This is a genomic window from Herbinix hemicellulosilytica (assembly GCF_002904165.1).
GTDB classification, from domain to species: domain Bacteria; phylum Bacillota; class Clostridia; order Lachnospirales; family Lachnospiraceae; genus Mobilitalea; species Mobilitalea hemicellulosilytica.
On the sequence record NZ_CVTD020000015.1, the window covers coordinates 292562 to 309681 of the forward strand.

General features: G+C 31.2%; 17 protein-coding genes. 1 reads left to right on the plus strand and 16 read right to left on the minus strand.

Annotated elements, in window-relative coordinates:
* Positions 1-283: 283 nt before the first annotated feature.
* From HHT355_RS06385 to HHT355_RS06415, 7 genes are all read right to left on the minus strand, one after another.
* Positions 284-1436 (minus strand): IS3 family transposase gene (locus tag HHT355_RS06385; RefSeq protein ID WP_456298587.1). Its coding sequence is split into 2 segments (ribosomal slippage): positions 284-1166 and positions 1165-1436, totalling 1155 coding nucleotides; the frame shifts between segments, so codons are not numbered across the junction.
* A 37-nt stretch (positions 1437-1473) separates the two neighbouring features.
* Entirely contained in the window at positions 1474-2496 is a 1023-nt protein-coding gene (locus HHT355_RS06390) for a lipopolysaccharide biosynthesis protein (protein WP_103202595.1), read from the minus strand.
* An 18-nt stretch (positions 2497-2514) separates the two neighbouring features.
* Entirely contained in the window at positions 2515-3726 is a 1212-nt protein-coding gene (locus HHT355_RS06395; RefSeq protein ID WP_103202596.1) for a glycosyltransferase family 4 protein, read from the minus strand.
* Positions 3727-3765: 39 nt separating this feature from the next.
* Complete coding sequence (gene wecB, locus HHT355_RS06400; RefSeq protein ID WP_103202597.1) at positions 3766-4893, minus strand: non-hydrolyzing UDP-N-acetylglucosamine 2-epimerase; 1128 nt, start codon at positions 4891-4893, stop codon at positions 3766-3768.
* A gap of 3 nt (positions 4894-4896) precedes the next feature.
* Positions 4897-6006: a capsular polysaccharide biosynthesis protein CapF gene (locus HHT355_RS06405; protein WP_103202748.1), complete on the minus strand. Its 1110-nt coding sequence runs from the start codon at positions 6004-6006 to the stop codon at positions 4897-4899.
* Positions 6007-6029: 23 nt separating this feature from the next.
* Positions 6030-7070 (minus strand): nucleoside-diphosphate sugar epimerase/dehydratase, encoded by a 1041-nt coding sequence (locus HHT355_RS06410; RefSeq protein ID WP_103202598.1) that lies wholly within the window; start codon positions 7068-7070, stop codon positions 6030-6032.
* On the minus strand, positions 7063-7662 hold the full coding sequence (locus tag HHT355_RS06415; RefSeq protein ID WP_103202599.1) for a hypothetical protein: 600 nt from the start codon (positions 7660-7662) through the stop codon (positions 7063-7065). The genes HHT355_RS06410 and HHT355_RS06415 overlap by 8 nt, the downstream gene beginning before the upstream one ends.
* A 73-nt stretch (positions 7663-7735) precedes the next feature.
* On the opposite strand from HHT355_RS06415, the gene HHT355_RS06420 reads away from it, so the two are divergent.
* Positions 7736-8888, plus strand: a protein-coding gene (locus tag HHT355_RS06420; protein WP_456298587.1) for an IS3 family transposase whose coding sequence is annotated in 2 segments (ribosomal slippage) — positions 7736-8007 and positions 8006-8888 — 1155 coding nt in all. Because the reading frame shifts where the segments join, the coding sequence is not laid out codon by codon here.
* Between the two features lie 188 nt (positions 8889-9076).
* On the opposite strand, the gene HHT355_RS06425 is transcribed toward HHT355_RS06420, so the two are convergent.
* The 9 genes from HHT355_RS06425 to HHT355_RS06465 form a co-directional block, all read right to left on the minus strand.
* A complete protein-coding gene (locus HHT355_RS06425) occupies positions 9077-9808 on the minus strand; it encodes a hypothetical protein (protein WP_103202600.1) in 732 nt (243 codons plus the stop codon).
* Positions 9809-9821: 13 nt separating this feature from the next.
* Positions 9822-11048, minus strand: a complete 1227-nt coding sequence (locus HHT355_RS06430) for a glycosyltransferase (protein ID WP_103202601.1) — start codon at positions 11046-11048, stop codon at positions 9822-9824.
* Between the two features lie 20 nt (positions 11049-11068).
* On the minus strand, positions 11069-12031 hold the full coding sequence (locus HHT355_RS06435; RefSeq protein WP_158245908.1) for a glycosyltransferase family 2 protein: 963 nt from the start codon (positions 12029-12031) through the stop codon (positions 11069-11071).
* Positions 12000-13289 carry a TolB-like translocation protein gene (locus HHT355_RS06440; RefSeq protein WP_103202603.1) on the minus strand — a complete coding sequence of 430 codons (1290 nt, stop codon included), beginning with the start codon at positions 13287-13289 and terminating at the stop codon, positions 12000-12002. The genes HHT355_RS06435 and HHT355_RS06440 overlap by 32 nt, the downstream gene beginning before the upstream one ends.
* A 15-nt stretch (positions 13290-13304) precedes the next feature.
* Positions 13305-13604, minus strand: coding sequence for a hypothetical protein (locus HHT355_RS06445; RefSeq protein WP_103202604.1), 300 nt, complete (start codon positions 13602-13604; stop codon positions 13305-13307).
* A 252-nt stretch (positions 13605-13856) separates the two neighbouring features.
* A protein-coding gene (locus HHT355_RS06450; protein ID WP_456298587.1) for an IS3 family transposase occupies positions 13857-15009 on the minus strand; the annotation gives its coding sequence in 2 pieces (ribosomal slippage) (positions 13857-14739 and positions 14738-15009; 1155 coding nt in all).
* A gap of 9 nt (positions 15010-15018) precedes the next feature.
* Positions 15019-15588: a glycosyltransferase gene (locus HHT355_RS06455; protein WP_103202605.1), complete on the minus strand. Its 570-nt coding sequence runs from the start codon at positions 15586-15588 to the stop codon at positions 15019-15021.
* On the minus strand, positions 15564-16451 hold the full coding sequence (locus HHT355_RS06460) for an NAD-dependent epimerase/dehydratase family protein (protein ID WP_103202606.1): 888 nt from the start codon (positions 16449-16451) through the stop codon (positions 15564-15566). The genes HHT355_RS06455 and HHT355_RS06460 overlap by 25 nt, the downstream gene beginning before the upstream one ends.
* Positions 16448-17086 (minus strand): sugar transferase, encoded by a 639-nt coding sequence (locus tag HHT355_RS06465; protein ID WP_103202607.1) that lies wholly within the window; start codon positions 17084-17086, stop codon positions 16448-16450. Before HHT355_RS06465 ends, HHT355_RS06460 begins: the two co-directional genes overlap by 4 nt.
* Positions 17087-17120 lie beyond the last annotated feature (34 nt).

Sequence of the window (17120 nt, forward strand, 5' to 3'; positions counted from 1 at the left end):
TTTGTTAGCATTATACTACCGAAAATACTACCCAAAAAACCATTTAATATAATGCCCCCCATTGTCAAGACAATTTTTCAGCTTTTCTAAGTTAGATTCTCCTTTCTTTAAATTTCTATATTTTACATTTATTTACTATGTCTGAGGATGTCAAGGGCGAGCGTAAGCGAGTTCATCTTGACCCTTGACATCCAATACACATACATCATTTTTCTTTCCGGTCTGTCATGACAGACCGGCTGCCTTCCGGCGAGGACGGGGTTTGGGGCAGAGCCCCAAGGTTTTATACGACTGCCTGAAACTGTTTGTAAACCCCGAAATAATACTCTGCTGGCGTTTTGTAGTCTAACGACTGATGAGGTCTCCGGTTGTTATAATATTCAACATAATCCCTGGTAATCTGCCGGAGTTGGTGCCCTGTTTCGCAATCCTCAAGATAAAGCTTTTCCCACTTGTAAGATCGAAAGAAGCGCTCTATCCTTTGGTTATCCAGTGCTCTTCCTTTCCCATCCATTGAAATTTTTATATTGTTACTTTTTAGTAAGTTTATGTAATCATCACTGGTAAACTGTGAACCTTGGTCACTGTTCATAATTTCAGGTTTCCCGTACCGTTTGATCGCCTTTTTTATTGCCTCTAATACAAATGTCCTTTCCAAAGTATTTGATAACTCAAATCCAACAATATACCGGGAATACCAGTCTATAATGGCTACCATGTACATAAAACCACGTTTCATCCGGCAGTATGTTATGTCTATAGACCATACCTGGTTTGGATGATCAATATTCAAGCCTCTCAGCAAATACGGATACAAATACTTGCCATGCAGACGTTTGCTAAGATTAGGTCCAGGACAGAAACCATGGATCCCCATTTCCCTCATGTAACGCCGGGTTCGCTTTCGATTGATATGAATGTGATAATCCCGGTTCAGGATATTCGTCATCCTGCGGTAGCCATACTCCGGATGAGCCGTGTAAATCTCATCAATAATACGCTTAATCAGGTATTCCTCATCATTTACTGGAACCGGCTTGTAGTAAAGGCTTGTACGGTTAATTCCCAACAGTTCGGCTTGCTTTGTGATGCTCAGTTTCTTTTCTTCTCTGTCAATCATCTTCATGCGGTCTTCACGGGACTTAGAGTCGGCCAGATTTTTTTTTAAGCCAGGCAACCTCATATGAAAGTTGTCCAATTTGCTTAAACAGTTCGTCCTTCTCCTTTTCATACGACTGTTTGACCTTCTCTACTTCATCAGTTTCCTTGCTGAAAACTCTGCCTGCATTGCTTATGAATTCTGCCTTCCAGCGACTTAGCTGGTTCGGATGTATTTCATATTCGGCAGCAATCTCATTCAGCGTTCTTTCTTCCCTTAAGACCTCAATCACTATTTTTGCTTTTTCTTCCGGTGTAAAATTTCTTCTCTTTTCCATAGTTCCATTCTAACTTATTTTGGCCGTTTTGTCTGTCTTAATTTCTGGTATCATTATATAATACACTAATAGTTATAGCTATAATACTTAATGGTATGTAATTAATTGCTTGATAATATTTCTCATCTACAACATAAGGAAACGCAAACCAGATAAATGCTATAAGTCCAATAGAAATTGGTGTTAATACTTTTATATAATTTCTTATAGCTTTACCAAATATTACACCTTTTTCCATGTTTGATCCTTTAATAGAAAATGCCATTTCCTGCCAAGCATATAAAAAACTTGTAGATACAAATGTCAAAATCATAGAAAATTTATTCGTAATAGCATACAAGCCATTCTGATGTAATCCTAATATATTTGTTACTGCTACTTTATTATAACTTGATAAAAACCATACTCCTATATAATTTATACTTAATGGTAGAGCAAAGGCAAAAATTTTTTTTATTAATGAAATATTTATATTAATTAGTTTAAAATTCTTAAATAATTTCATATTTAATTCTAAAATCAAAATTTGAATAATACTCGCAATTATATATGATAAAAAAAGTGAAGCATAGCCATAATTTAATACCTTTATGAAAATTACATTAAATAAACCAGTAAATAAAGTTCCTATTACTCCACTTAATGCAAATAATCTACTCTTTGATAGACCTCTAGCAATATAGCTCATATATTGAACTATAGCACTAAGTAAACCGTATAAAAATACTATAAATGCATTATCTATATTAACTATTAATGAAATTAACCAAAAACCAATTGTATATATTGTTGAAGAAATAATAAATATACACAAGCTATTATCAATAACTTTTTTATAATCTGTCTGCTCATAAATAAATCTTAAAGTAGCTCCACCTATATCCAAAAATATTATTAAAATTCCAATATTTAAGTATGTTATGATTATATCATAAGTCCCATAATCAGTTGGATTTAAATACTTAGTGTATAAAGGAACCAAAACAAGAGAAATCACTTTTGATAAAGTATTCCCTAAAAAATATATTCCAGTTGATTTAAATAATTTTTTTAAATTCATAGTCTATTCATTCCATTTCTACATATTATCTAGTATTCTTTCCAAGTCATTTTTCAATGTTGCAAAATCATGATTTTTTATTGATTGCAAGTAATTTTGCTTAACGATTTCTGTAGTATCTATTTCCCCTAATATTATTTTATTTATTTTATTTGCAAGTTCAATATAATCCTTGTTTTTAAAAGTTATTGCCGTAATCCCATTTTTAGCAAATTCAGAAGTCTCAATAAAATCAGTTATTAAAATTGGTATTTTAGATATTCCCGCTTCGTATATTGGTCTTGATTGATGGGGTTTTGTTGATGGAAAAACCACTAAATCACAAGCTTTATAATATACTTCTGGATTTTTAGTTCTTTCTTTAAAAATAACTTTTTCTTTTAGATTATCTTTTTGATATATTTTATAAACAACATACTTTATATCTTTTTTTAATAATAGTCTTATTTTATCTTTAATGTTTTTATAATCTTTAAATCTTGGATGAATTAGACTATCAGTGTCATTTATAAATATAAGTTTTGCTGATTCATTAACATATTTCATTGCTTTCATAATTATATGAGCACCTTTTAATTTAGACATTCCGCCTAAATATAATACATATTTATAATTAGTATCTAAATTTAATTTTTTAATAGCTTCATCCTTCGATATACTAGTAAAAGAAGATACTTCAACTCTATCATATATCACTTCAGTTATAGCAGATATTTTTCCAGTTTCTTTTAAATCGTTTTTAGAAATAAATACAACTTTATCAAACCACTTAGATAATCCTAACTTAATAATTTTACTTCTTAAACCAATTAAGCCTTTTTGGTATGTTTCTCTATGAAAACAAATACTTTTAAGATTTAATTTTTTTATAATTCTGCCTAACCAAAATAAAGTCATTGAATTTATAATGACTATATCTGGTTTAGTATTTTTTATATAATTTTCCATAACTCTATAATCTTTAAGTATTTCTATAATATTTTTTAATGTTTTTATTGATAATGCGTGTTCAATACCACCATTATAATGATTAAAGATTTTTGGAGAATTTCTTAATGGAATTACTTCACAATCCTCATTTTTAAGGATTTCTATCATTTCACACGGATTATCTGGACATAATACAATTACTTTATATTTCTGCTTATCAATTGACTTAATTATATGTAATAAACTAACACCAGCTCCTCCTATTATCCCAGAATGATGAATAATTAATAGTCTTTTCATATCGAAATCGTCCTCTCATAATACAAGAGTTAAATCTTTTTAAAATCTACCCCAAACAAAACGATTTATATAATCAGTATAAGATATTATAATTCTTAAAACTTTATCTGATACATTAGGAATGTTATAATCCTTAACAAGTCTTATAGTTCCTTTCTCTTGAGTTTCCAATACTTTCAATCCTTGAAGAATTCTTTCTTTTTTAAGCCCAACCATCATTACAATGGCTTCTTCCATAGCTTCTGGTCTTTCATGGGCCTGTCTTATATTTAATGCTTTAAGTCCAAGTATAGATGCTTCTTCACTTATTGTTCCACTATCACTTAAAACAGCTTTTGCATTAATCTGCAGCTTGACATAATCATTAAAACCAAGAGGTTTTAAAGTTTTTATAAGAGGATTTAATTGGACTCCTTTAGCTTCAATCATTTTTCTTGTCCTCGGGTGAGTACTGAATATTAAAGGTAATTGATATATCTCTGCTACCGTATTAAGGCTATCAATTAAATCATTAAAATTAACTTCAGAGTTAATATTTTCTTCTCGATGTGCTGAAACTACAAAATATTTACCTACTTCAAGACCTAATCTTTCGAGAACATCTGATTTTTCTATGTCTTCTCTTCTTGAATTTAGTACCTCATACATAGGACTTCCGGTCTTAATTATCCTGTCTGCCGGAATTCCTTCACTAATTAAATAATCTCTTGCAATATCACTATATGTAAGGTTAATGTCAGCAATATGATCAACTATTTTTCTGTTAGTCTCCTCAGGGACTCTCTGATCAAAGCATCTGTTGCCTGCTTCCATATGAAAGATAGGAATATGTCTTCTCTTTGCAGCAATGGCACACAAACAACTATTTGTGTCTCCCAACACAAGAAATGCATCCGGTTTTACTTCATCCATTATTGGATCGATTTTTATCAGAATATTTCCTATGGTTTCAACTGCCGTACCCGTAGCAGCGTTAAGGAAATAATCAGGTTTTCTAAGCTTTAAATCTTTAAAAAATATTTCATTTAATTCATAATCATAATTCTGTCCTGTATGAACAAGTATATGTTCAACTGCTTCTGACTCATCCAATTTGTTAATTACAGCAGAAAGTCTTATAATTTCCGGTCTTGTTCCCACAACAGTCATTACCTTTAATTTTTTCATAAGTTAAACCTCCATATAGTAAGTATCCGGCTTTTCCGGATCAAATGGTTCATTGGCCCACATAATTGTAACCATATCCGTATCACCTAAATTTTCAATATTATGAGTGTATCCTGTCGGTATATCAATAATTTGCAGCTTATCTCCACTTACATAATATTCTATTACTTCATCTGAATCAATTTTTCTGAAACGTATAACTCCTTTACCGCTTACTACAAGGAACTTCTCAATTTTAGTATGATGCCAGTGATTACCTTTTGTTATACCGGGTTTAGATATATTAACCGAAACCTGTCCTCTGTCAGGTGTTCTGATAAACTCAGTAAATGACCCTCTGTTATCAATATTCATTTTCAGTTCATAACCGAATTTATCTTCCGGCAAATAACTCAGATAAGTACTATATAGTTTTTTTGTAAAATCATCAGACATATCAGGTATTGACAATTCTTCCCTGCTTTTTTTAAAAGAATATAATAATCGTACGATTTCTCCCAGCGAAACTCTATATACTATCGGAACTTCACAAAAATAACCTTTTCTGTTTTCTTTCCCTTCGAGAGCATTTATTAATTCATTCACAACATCATCTATATATACTAAACTAAGTACAACATTGGGATCATTTACTGTAATAGGCAGATCACGGGCGATATTGTAGCAAAACGTAGCAATTGCACTGTTATAGTTGGGTCTGCACCATTTACCGAATACATTAGGAAATCTATATATTAATATTTTAGCCCCTGTCTCCTTGCTATAATTTATAAGTATATCTTCACCTGCTTTCTTACTTTTCCCATACAGGTTATCCAGTTCTGCCTGAATGGATGAAGATATCATTATCGGACAGTTGTTTTTATGATTTTTTAGAATATCCAGAAGAGTTGATATAAAACCGGCATTCCCTTTCATATAATCATCCTGATCCTTAGGCCGGTTTATCCCAGCAAGATGAAAGATAAAATCAGCTTCCCTGCAGTATTCCTCTAATTCATAAATATCCGAATCAATATCGTATTCATATATATCCGTATACTTTCTGTTTTTTAGTTCAGCTACAAGATTTTTGCCTATAAACCCTTTTGCTCCTGTTACAAGTATTTTCATATCCCATGTCTGCCTTTCATAGTTCATTTAATGTAGAAGTTATTTTTTGAGTTATATGCTTCTAGTTCATTTCTTACATATTCAAGTGATAAAAGTTTTTCTTTAATCTGCTCAACGTTTAACCTTTCGGTATTATCAGAATTATATTCCACATCTATTGATAATTTTTCAGATCCTTCAACAAAATACTTATCGTAATTTAAGTCTCTTTTATCTGCGGGTACTCTGAAGAAATTACCCATATCCACAGCCTTAATATATTCTTCTTTTGTAAGAAGTGTTTCGTATCTCTTTTCCCCGTGACGGGTACCTATAATTTTTATTTCATTATCAGCATTAAACAGTTCTTTTATTGCTTGTGCAAGATCTCCTATTGTTGAAGCAGGTGCCTTTTGAACAATAATATCACCTGTTTCAGCGTTTTCAAACGCATATACTACAAGTTCCACTGCTTCTTCTAAACTCATTAAAAACCGTGTCATATTCGGATTGGTCACGGTTAATGGTTGTCCATTCTTTATTTGCTCTATAAATAATGGAATAACAGACCCTCTTGAGGCCATGACATTACCATATCTTGTTCCGCAAATAAGAGTTTTATCCGGATCAACAGTTTTTGACTTAGCTATAAACACTTTTTCCATCATTGCTTTTGAAATTCCCATGGCATTTATGGGATAAGCAGCCTTATCCGTAGAAAGACATACAACTTTCCTTACACCGTACTCAATAGCTGCAGTTAACACATTATCTGTACCTATAATATTGGTTTTAACTGCTTCTAACGGGAAAAACTCACATGAAGGGACCTGTTTAAGAGCTGCAGCATGAAATATATAATCAACTCCGTGCATGGCATTTTTTACCGACTGAATATCTCTTACATCCCCTATATAAAACTTTAGCTTATCATTTTTATAAAATCTTCTCATGTCATCCTGTTTTTTCTCATCACGAGAAAATATACGAATTTCTTTTATATGCGTACTTAAAAATCTTTTAGTTACAGCATTACCAAATGAACCAGTACCTCCGGTTATTAATAAAACTTTATTATCAAACATTTTTTCCTCCATTATATAATAAATTATATTGATTTTTATTTATACTTAAATATTGCTTATAATTGCTAAATCCATAAGCAAATAATACATTTGTTATAAGACTAAATGAAAGATTTGATCCAATAAATAATACATTATATAATATAAATATTATAAATGAATTAAATAAATTTCGTCCTATTAACTTACAAAGTTTACATATTCCTATCATCCATAAAATTATAAATATCAAACCATATTGTGCTAATTGAATTAATAGTGTATTAGTATTATGTTCAGTATAAAATCCAAGTATTTGGTATGCTAAAGGAGCAAAATTATATTCAACATTTGATAAACCAACTCCCCAAATAGGTGATTCCATAAAAAGTCTTAAATTAACCAGAATAGAAGCTATTCTAGCACTAGTTGAATTTCTTGTACTATCAAACAATTTGCCAAAAACAGAACCGTACCCTTCTTTAAATAATAAGTCTGTAAAAAGGCTTAAATAAGTAAATGAAAGAATAAATATCATTATAAAAGCAATCTTTATATTCCTATCACTTCTAAAATTACTTTTCTTATTTGCATATAAAAAAATAATAAACATTAAAGCTATATATCCTATAATGATACCAGAAATTAAGACAGACAAAACGGCCAAAATAAGTTAGAATGGAACTATGGAAAAGAGAAGAAATTTTACACCGGAAGAAAAAGCAAAAATAGTGATTGAGGTCTTAAGGGAAGAAAGAACGCTGAATGAGATTGCTGCCGAATATGAAATACATCCGAACCAGCTAAGTCGCTGGAAGGCAGAATTCATAAGCAATGCAGGCAGAGTTTTCAGCAAGGAAACTGATGAAGTAGAGAAGGTCAAACAGTCGTATGAAAAGGAGAAGGACGAACTGTTTAAGCAAATTGGACAACTTTCATATGAGGTTGCCTGGCTTAAAAAAAAATCTGGCCGACTCTAAGTCCCGTGAAGACCGCATGAAGATGATTGACAGAGAAGAAAAGAAACTGAGCATCACAAAGCAAGCCGAACTGTTGGGAATTAACCGTACAAGCCTTTACTACAAGCCGGTTCCAGTAAATGATGAGGAATACCTGATTAAGCGTATTATTGATGAGATTTACACGGCTCATCCGGAGTATGGCTACCGCAGGATGACGAATATCCTGAACCGGGATTATCACATTCATATCAATCGAAAGCGAACCCGGCGTTACATGAGGGAAATGGGGATCCATGGTTTCTGTCCTGGACCTAATCTTAGCAAACGTCTGCATGGCAAGTATTTGTATCCGTATTTGCTGAGAGGCTTGAATATTGATCATCCAAACCAGGTATGGTCTATAGACATAACATACTGCCGGATGAAACGTGGTTTTATGTACATGGTAGCCATTATAGACTGGTATTCCCGGTATATTGTTGGATTTGAGTTATCAAATACTTTGGAAAGGACATTTGTATTAGAGGCAATAAAAAAGGCGATCAAACGGTACGGGAAACCTGAAATTATGAACAGTGACCAAGGTTCACAGTTTACCAGTGATGATTACATAAACTTACTAAAAAGTAACAATATAAAAATTTCAATGGATGGGAAAGGAAGAGCACTGGATAACCAAAGGATAGAGCGCTTCTTTCGATCTTACAAGTGGGAAAAGCTTTATCTTGAGGATTGCGAAACAGGGCACCAACTCCGGCAGATTACCAGGGATTATGTTGAATATTATAACAACCGGAGACCTCATCAGTCGTTAGACTACAAAACGCCAGCAGAGTATTATTTCGGGGTTTACAAACAGTTTCAGGCAGTCGTATAAAACCTTGGGGCTCTGCCCCAAACCCCGTCCTCGCCGGAAGGCAGCCGGTCTGTCATGACAGACCGGAAAGAAAAATGATGTATGTGTATTGGATGTCAAGGGTCAAGATGAACTCGCTTACGCTCGCCCTTGACATCCTCAGACATAGTAAATAAATGTAAAATATAGAAATTTAAAGAAAGGAGAATCTAACTTAGAAAAGCTGAAAAATTGTCTTGACAATGGGGGGCATTATATCCAGTTGTCGAAAATGTTGTTAATAATGCTATTAAATAAATAATTTGTGTTTTTAATTTAGGATTATGAATAATAAACATTTGAAATAAAAGAGCAACAATTAAGTATAATTGAAATACTCCCGGTTCCCTAAATAAACCGTAATTTCTATGAAATCCTCCATGATTTACACTAATATTAGTTAATAGTAAAGTGTAAAAAGCATTATTGGCGCTATTATATATAATAGGCAAATACTTTAATATTTGACTAAAACTAATAGATATAAAATAACCAATTAATGAAAATACAGCAAGTACTTCCATTATTTTATCATATAATATAGCAAATCTATGTAATGGTATTTTTAATGATAAAAACATACCAATAACTAAAATACCACATCTATAAAAATAGCCAAATCTGAAATCATTATTAATCAAACTTGTAAACATTATTAAAATTGATAAAGTTATTGTGATAAAAAATAAATTAGTATTTACTTTTTTCTTTTTTATCAAATAGTTTAATATAAGATAAAAAAATAATAAAATAATTATACAGTACTTAATTTTTATAAATTGAGTGTTTTTATTTGTACCAAATAAAATAGTATCATCTGATATTACTATAGTAATTAAAACAATTAATAAATCAATATAATCTTTTAATTTATTTTTTACATTAAAATTAACTGATTCCACAGTTCTTCACCCATCATAATTTGCGTAATAAATCGTATAGTTTACTGCCTTGAACTATATTATTCTTTTTATCTATAACAAATTTTTTTGCATCATTACCCTGCTTTTCTAAATAAGTTTCGGGTTTACTTAAAATGCTAATTATAGCATTTGCTATACCCTCAGGTGTTTCTATATCTATAAAATTTAAAAATGGATAATAATCTTTAGGTATACCCGCTAATTTTGTAGTTAATACTGGCGTACCCGTACTCATGTATTCAATCGTCTTAGAAGGAAAAGAGTATTTTGTATATTCTTCATTTGAAGGTCTTGGATTAATCAATAAATCAGCTTCTGTTTCTTTTTGAATTATTGTTTCTAAACTAACAAGACCATAGTATTTTACATTCTTAGGTAATTCACCCCTTTGCATAAGTTTTTCAACATATTCACCTTCACCGTATAAATGAATTTCAATATTTTTTTCAGCTAAATAAATAGCAGATTTAATTAATGATTCGATACCAAATTTTTTATGTAGTCCACCTGCATATACAACTACTTTTTTTGTTTTTTCCCTCTTACTTAACAAATCATTTTTTTCTATATTATGTGCTTCTACTAAACCCTCTATAATAATATAAGGCTTATTTTTAATATTACATATCGAATTCATATACTCTGTTAAAAAAACATATCCATCAAATCCTGATATTATAAGATCAATTAATTTTCTCTTAATACAATTTTTAATTTTAAAAAAATTCGTACTTTCTTTTTTCTCTATTGTAGCCATATACTTTGGTATATCTGTTAATATTCCAATAGCTCTAATTTTTAATAACCTTGAAATTAATAAACCAGATAATGCAACATCATAAACTAATGGATCACATATTATATATGTATCTTTTCTTTTATTTTTATCTTTTAATATTTTAAAAGATAATATAAAAGAATTAATCATGACCAAAATATTTTTAATAGCTGTAAAATTAACAAATCCCGGGTATAAAATTGTATGTTTATCAGTAATTTTTTCTTTAATCTTCTTAAATAATTTTTTTTCACAATTTACTTGAGCAACTGGCATTGATGTAACTTGTATTAGTTCATTTATATTTTTGTTTTGTAATAACCCTTTAACTAATAGACCAAAATATTTTTGAGATGGATTTAATAAATCCCTTTTCTTTATCTTATTTAATTCATTATACATTTTATCAGAACAAGTATTTGAATATAAAATAATTCTCAAATTAATAACACCTCTATTAACTATTTTAATTTAGATTTTAAATAAGACATAAATTTTAATCCTATAAAAAATTTATGTTTTATCATAAATAACACAACTTTTTGATGAAATGCGAAATATTTAATATAATTATTCTTTGACCAATTAGGATATTTTCCGTTATATTTATTAATTTGGTATAATATATCATGGCGTTTTTTTTCTAGGGATATCAAAAGCATTATAGTAGAATATAACACTTCTTTTATAAAAATAGCCTCAACTTCATTAGGATATTGAAATTTCAGTTTTTCTTCAACAATGTTAAATGCTGAAACAGCATAAATGGTATTTTGATAATTTATATTATGTACAATAGATTCCTCATGTTTTACATAATAATAAAGAGGTTTTTTCAAATAAAATATTTCTTTGCTTGAAGATAAAGCCAATTTATTAAATACCATATCTTCGAATCTCTGTAACTGAGGAAACCTAATTCCATTTTGTTCGATATTTTCTCTTTTATATACTTTACAACATACACTCCCTGTAGAATTTGCTATAGCAGTTTTAATATCTACAAATCCTTCAGGTTGTTTAGGTATTGATACCCCATATTTCTTATTACTACCTTTTTGATGATAATAGTCAAAAATTACACAATCGCATTTATTTTTTTCAATGATTAAATTTATATCAAATAGGCAATTCAAATCTATATAGTCATCACTATCTAAAAAGATAATATATTGACCTACTGCTTCTGATAAGCCTATATTTCTAGCTATTCCGGGTCCCATATTATTTCTAGATCTTAATACTTTAATATTTAAATTACTTGATTCTTTATATTTTATAATATTTTCATAAGACTTATCTGTAGAGCTATCATCAATAATTATAACCTCAAAGTCCTTAAAAATTTGATTTTCTAAGTTAAAAAAATAAGATTTCATCAAATGGAATGAATTAAAGACTGGTGTTATAATTGAAAATTTCATTTTTACCTCCATACGAGTCTAATGATATTGTATATAAACCTCGTTTTCCTTCAAAAACTGCATCAAAACATATTTTATTTCCAGCTCTATTCCATCTAGGATGTAAATCACATCGTACCTCATTATCATATTTAAAAGGTACAAAAACTCTTGCTATTCTTTTAATATTATTCTCTTTAATAAGATAAATAGATGATAATCTAGATCTATCAGGATAAGTATCTGTGACCACCATACTACCATCCGGCGAATAACTAGGATGCCCATCGGTTATTAGTTCTGGCCATAAATGCTGGAATTCTGTAGATTTATCCTTCATTAGAAAATATCCATAACCTATATTTTTCTTATAAGCAAAAGCTAAAATTTCGATATTTGACTTCCAATAGCAATGGGAAACCATCTTATCGTCACTTAAGTTAAATAAATCATTTCCATCAATATTGGCAACTATTAATCTAGTATATTTCTTATTATTTTTTATCCATCTATGTAATACCAAAAAGCGATTTCCAGATGGATTTAACATTATATGATTTACTTTATGTTCAGCTCCGATCATATTATTTGATGTTTCAAAATTTACCAAATCAGTGTATTTTAATATAGGAGTAGATTCATTTGTATCTATGTCTATTTTCCAAATACATGGTTTATCAGGTATCTTTTCATTTGCTGTTATATCGGGTAAATTTGAATACCCATATCCCTTTCTTAGTCTATGTAATCTCGAAAAATCTAGTGTAAGAGCAAATTTACCGTTCATTGAAACACTATAGACAGGCATTGATAATACCTTTTCTTCTCCTGACTTTATGTTTATTATGACAGAGCAATAATTACCATCACGAAAATCATTAAATATTATATTTTCTGTAAAATCTGGACCTAACCATTGTAACATACACCCTTGTTGAACATTCCAAGTTCTTGTTGTACCAATTACTTTTATTTCATTATTATTAAAAGTATCAATTAATATTATTTCTGCAGGATCATTTGGTGCAACAGATTTTGTTGTGTCCTTAACTCTTAAACAAAGCATATATCTGTCAGATGCATCCCAAGGTGACTTATCATAATAACCAAAAAAATATTCATATCCATCACTCGGTGTAACACTAATAATTTCACCTTCATACTTTATCTTAGGAGATAGTAAATACAAAGACCTTTGATAAACACGTTTTACCACTTTTTTTATAAAAGGATATTTTGATAAAGCTGTACTAATATAGTTTTCAATATTTTTTACCATAATGATACCTCTAAATTATGTCTTATACTTTTTTCGTAAATATTTATAAGAAATTAATTTAACTAAAGATTTTGGTGCTAAAAATAAAACAAGTTGACCTATAACTACATAGGCTAAATCTAATAAGTTACAGTGTCCTCTTCTCCATATTTTATACTGAACATAAATATAACTTTTACAGTATGTCCAACTTTTTCTTCGTTTGATATTATCTTCATTTGACCTAAACAACACCAAAGATTTATCAATATTGAGAGCATAGCATCCATTATTCAACATTCGTGAAAAAAGATCTAAATCTTGTTTTCTTTTCATTTTCCCATAACCACCATATAATGCCCCCCATTGTCAAGACAATTTTTCAGCTTTTCTAAGTTAGATTCTCCTTTCTTTAAATTTCTATATTTTACATTTATTTACTATGTCTGAGGATGTCAAGGGCGAGCGTAAGCGAGTTCATCTTGACCCTTGACATCCAATACACATACATCATTTTTCTTTCCGGTCTGTCATGACAGACCGGCTGCCTTCCGGCGAGGACGGGGTTTGGGGCAGAGCCCCAAGGTTTTATACGACTGCCTGAAACTGTTTGTAAACCCCGAAATAATACTCTGCTGGCGTTTTGTAGTCTAACGACTGATGAGGTCTCCGGTTGTTATAATATTCAACATAATCCCTGGTAATCTGCCGGAGTTGGTGCCCTGTTTCGCAATCCTCAAGATAAAGCTTTTCCCACTTGTAAGATCGAAAGAAGCGCTCTATCCTTTGGTTATCCAGTGCTCTTCCTTTCCCATCCATTGAAATTTTTATATTGTTACTTTTTAGTAAGTTTATGTAATCATCACTGGTAAACTGTGAACCTTGGTCACTGTTCATAATTTCAGGTTTCCCGTACCGTTTGATCGCCTTTTTTATTGCCTCTAATACAAATGTCCTTTCCAAAGTATTTGATAACTCAAATCCAACAATATACCGGGAATACCAGTCTATAATGGCTACCATGTACATAAAACCACGTTTCATCCGGCAGTATGTTATGTCTATAGACCATACCTGGTTTGGATGATCAATATTCAAGCCTCTCAGCAAATACGGATACAAATACTTGCCATGCAGACGTTTGCTAAGATTAGGTCCAGGACAGAAACCATGGATCCCCATTTCCCTCATGTAACGCCGGGTTCGCTTTCGATTGATATGAATGTGATAATCCCGGTTCAGGATATTCGTCATCCTGCGGTAGCCATACTCCGGATGAGCCGTGTAAATCTCATCAATAATACGCTTAATCAGGTATTCCTCATCATTTACTGGAACCGGCTTGTAGTAAAGGCTTGTACGGTTAATTCCCAACAGTTCGGCTTGCTTTGTGATGCTCAGTTTCTTTTCTTCTCTGTCAATCATCTTCATGCGGTCTTCACGGGACTTAGAGTCGGCCAGATTTTTTTTTAAGCCAGGCAACCTCATATGAAAGTTGTCCAATTTGCTTAAACAGTTCGTCCTTCTCCTTTTCATACGACTGTTTGACCTTCTCTACTTCATCAGTTTCCTTGCTGAAAACTCTGCCTGCATTGCTTATGAATTCTGCCTTCCAGCGACTTAGCTGGTTCGGATGTATTTCATATTCGGCAGCAATCTCATTCAGCGTTCTTTCTTCCCTTAAGACCTCAATCACTATTTTTGCTTTTTCTTCCGGTGTAAAATTTCTTCTCTTTTCCATAGTTCCATTCTAACTTATTTTGGCCGTTTTGTCTGTCTTAATTTCTGGTATCATTATACCACAACGAATAACATCCGATTTTTTAAACATTACTGTCGGATGATTAAATGGGCTTCTACGCTTAATAAATTTGTGAATCTCATAATTTGAAGTCGGTACTATCCTAGAAGATATTACATTTTTAGGATCATCATAAAATTCATCAATCATAGTTCCTACAATACTTAACTTAGGGTTTTTAATAAACTCTTTAACTTGTATTTCACACCGTTCTGGCAACGAAATATCATCTGTATCCATCCTAGCAACTAGTTCATTTTTACAATATTTTAACCCTTCATCTAGAGCTTTTCCCAACCCTACGTTTTCTTTAAGAGGTACTATATTAAATAAGCCAGGATACTTGTATATGTAATGTTCAATTATATTTTCTAAATCTTTTGTTAATTCACCATCTTTTACAATGACAATTTCATCTGGTCTAAGTGTCTGATTAATCATACTTTCTATACTTTGAATAAAATATTCTGGTTTTTCTTTTTTATATATTGACATTAATACACTATATTTAAGTTGCATTCATTTTCACACTCCGCAAAAACAATAGATTCTCTAAAACCTCTAATCCGATAATTACCTTTATTATATTCACTCAAATTCATATCATATACCAAATTACCAAACACCTTATTAACTACATTTATTCCGTACATCATTTTTATAATCGGATTAAATACTTTCGTTAATCTTATCTTCTTTCCATGAACCTCCGCTATCAACCTAACCATCTCGCTGGTTTTTACATATTCAGCATTTTGAGGAAAGAACAATCCTCTTTCTTCATTATCTATCATCAATCTGATAAACTCACACAGATTGTCTATATGAAGCATACTCCGTTCATTTTCGATATCAGGAAATATAGGAAGTATCTGTGCTGCTTTTGATAACTTTGGATAATTACCTTTAGACCCTTTGCCATAAATCATCGGTGGCCTAAGTATAACTATTTTAAAATTTTCATCCTCCAAAGCTTTTAATCCTATTTCTGCCTGAAGCTTGCTATCCCCATAAAAATTACTGGGAGAAGGGATAGTGTTTCTGTCAATTACTCTTTTTCCCTTGCTGCTGTCACCATAAACAATTATACTACTCATGAAAATGAACTGTTTTACACCTTCAGCTTTGGCTTTTTTAGCTGTTTCTATAGTTAAATCTCTGTTTACACGGTAATATAAATCTTTTAATTTCGGATCAGATGATACATGAGCTATACCGGCTACATGAAATACAACATCATAATAAGAAAAGTCCTTATCACGCCAGGAGCCGTCTTTCATATCCACTGTATCAACTTTATAACGGTCCGGATATTGTGATACCCACCGTTCAAAACTTGTCCCAATATAACTGTTAGCTCCCGTTATAAGAACTTTTTTCATTCCGCTGTTCTCTCCCTATTTATAACATTCTTTTGCTTCTCTAAAGTACCGGTACCGCCTTCTACCACACCGTCACTCCTAAGTACCGATATAATGGTCCCGAAGAAACATTTAATGTCCATTTTAAAACCTATATTTTTTACATATTCTCCGTCAAGCCTTGACTTTTCCTCAATGGACAGTTCATCTCTGCCATGAATTTGTGCCCAGCCTGTAAGCCCGGGTCTGATATTGTTGGCACCATATTTATCTCTTTCCTCAATTAAATCAAATTGATTCCATAAAGCAGGCCTGGGCCCTATAATACTCATATGACCTGCCAATATATTGAAAATCTGAGGAAGTTCATCAAGACTTGTCTTTCTTAAGAATTTTCCTACTCTGGTAATCCATTGCTCGGGATTTTCAAGCAAATGAGTAGGTACATCTTTAGGCGTATCAATCCTCATGGTTCTGAATTTTAAAATATAAAAATGACTTTTATTTATGCCTACCCGTTTCTGTTTGAAAAAGATAGGACCTTTTGAATCAAGCTTTATAGCAGCAATAATTATCAGAAACAACGGTAGCAGCAACACACATGCCAATAATGAAAGAACTATATCAAGAATCCTTTTAATCTTTATATAAACCATACTATCCCTCATCTATCATGCTTGATATAACTGA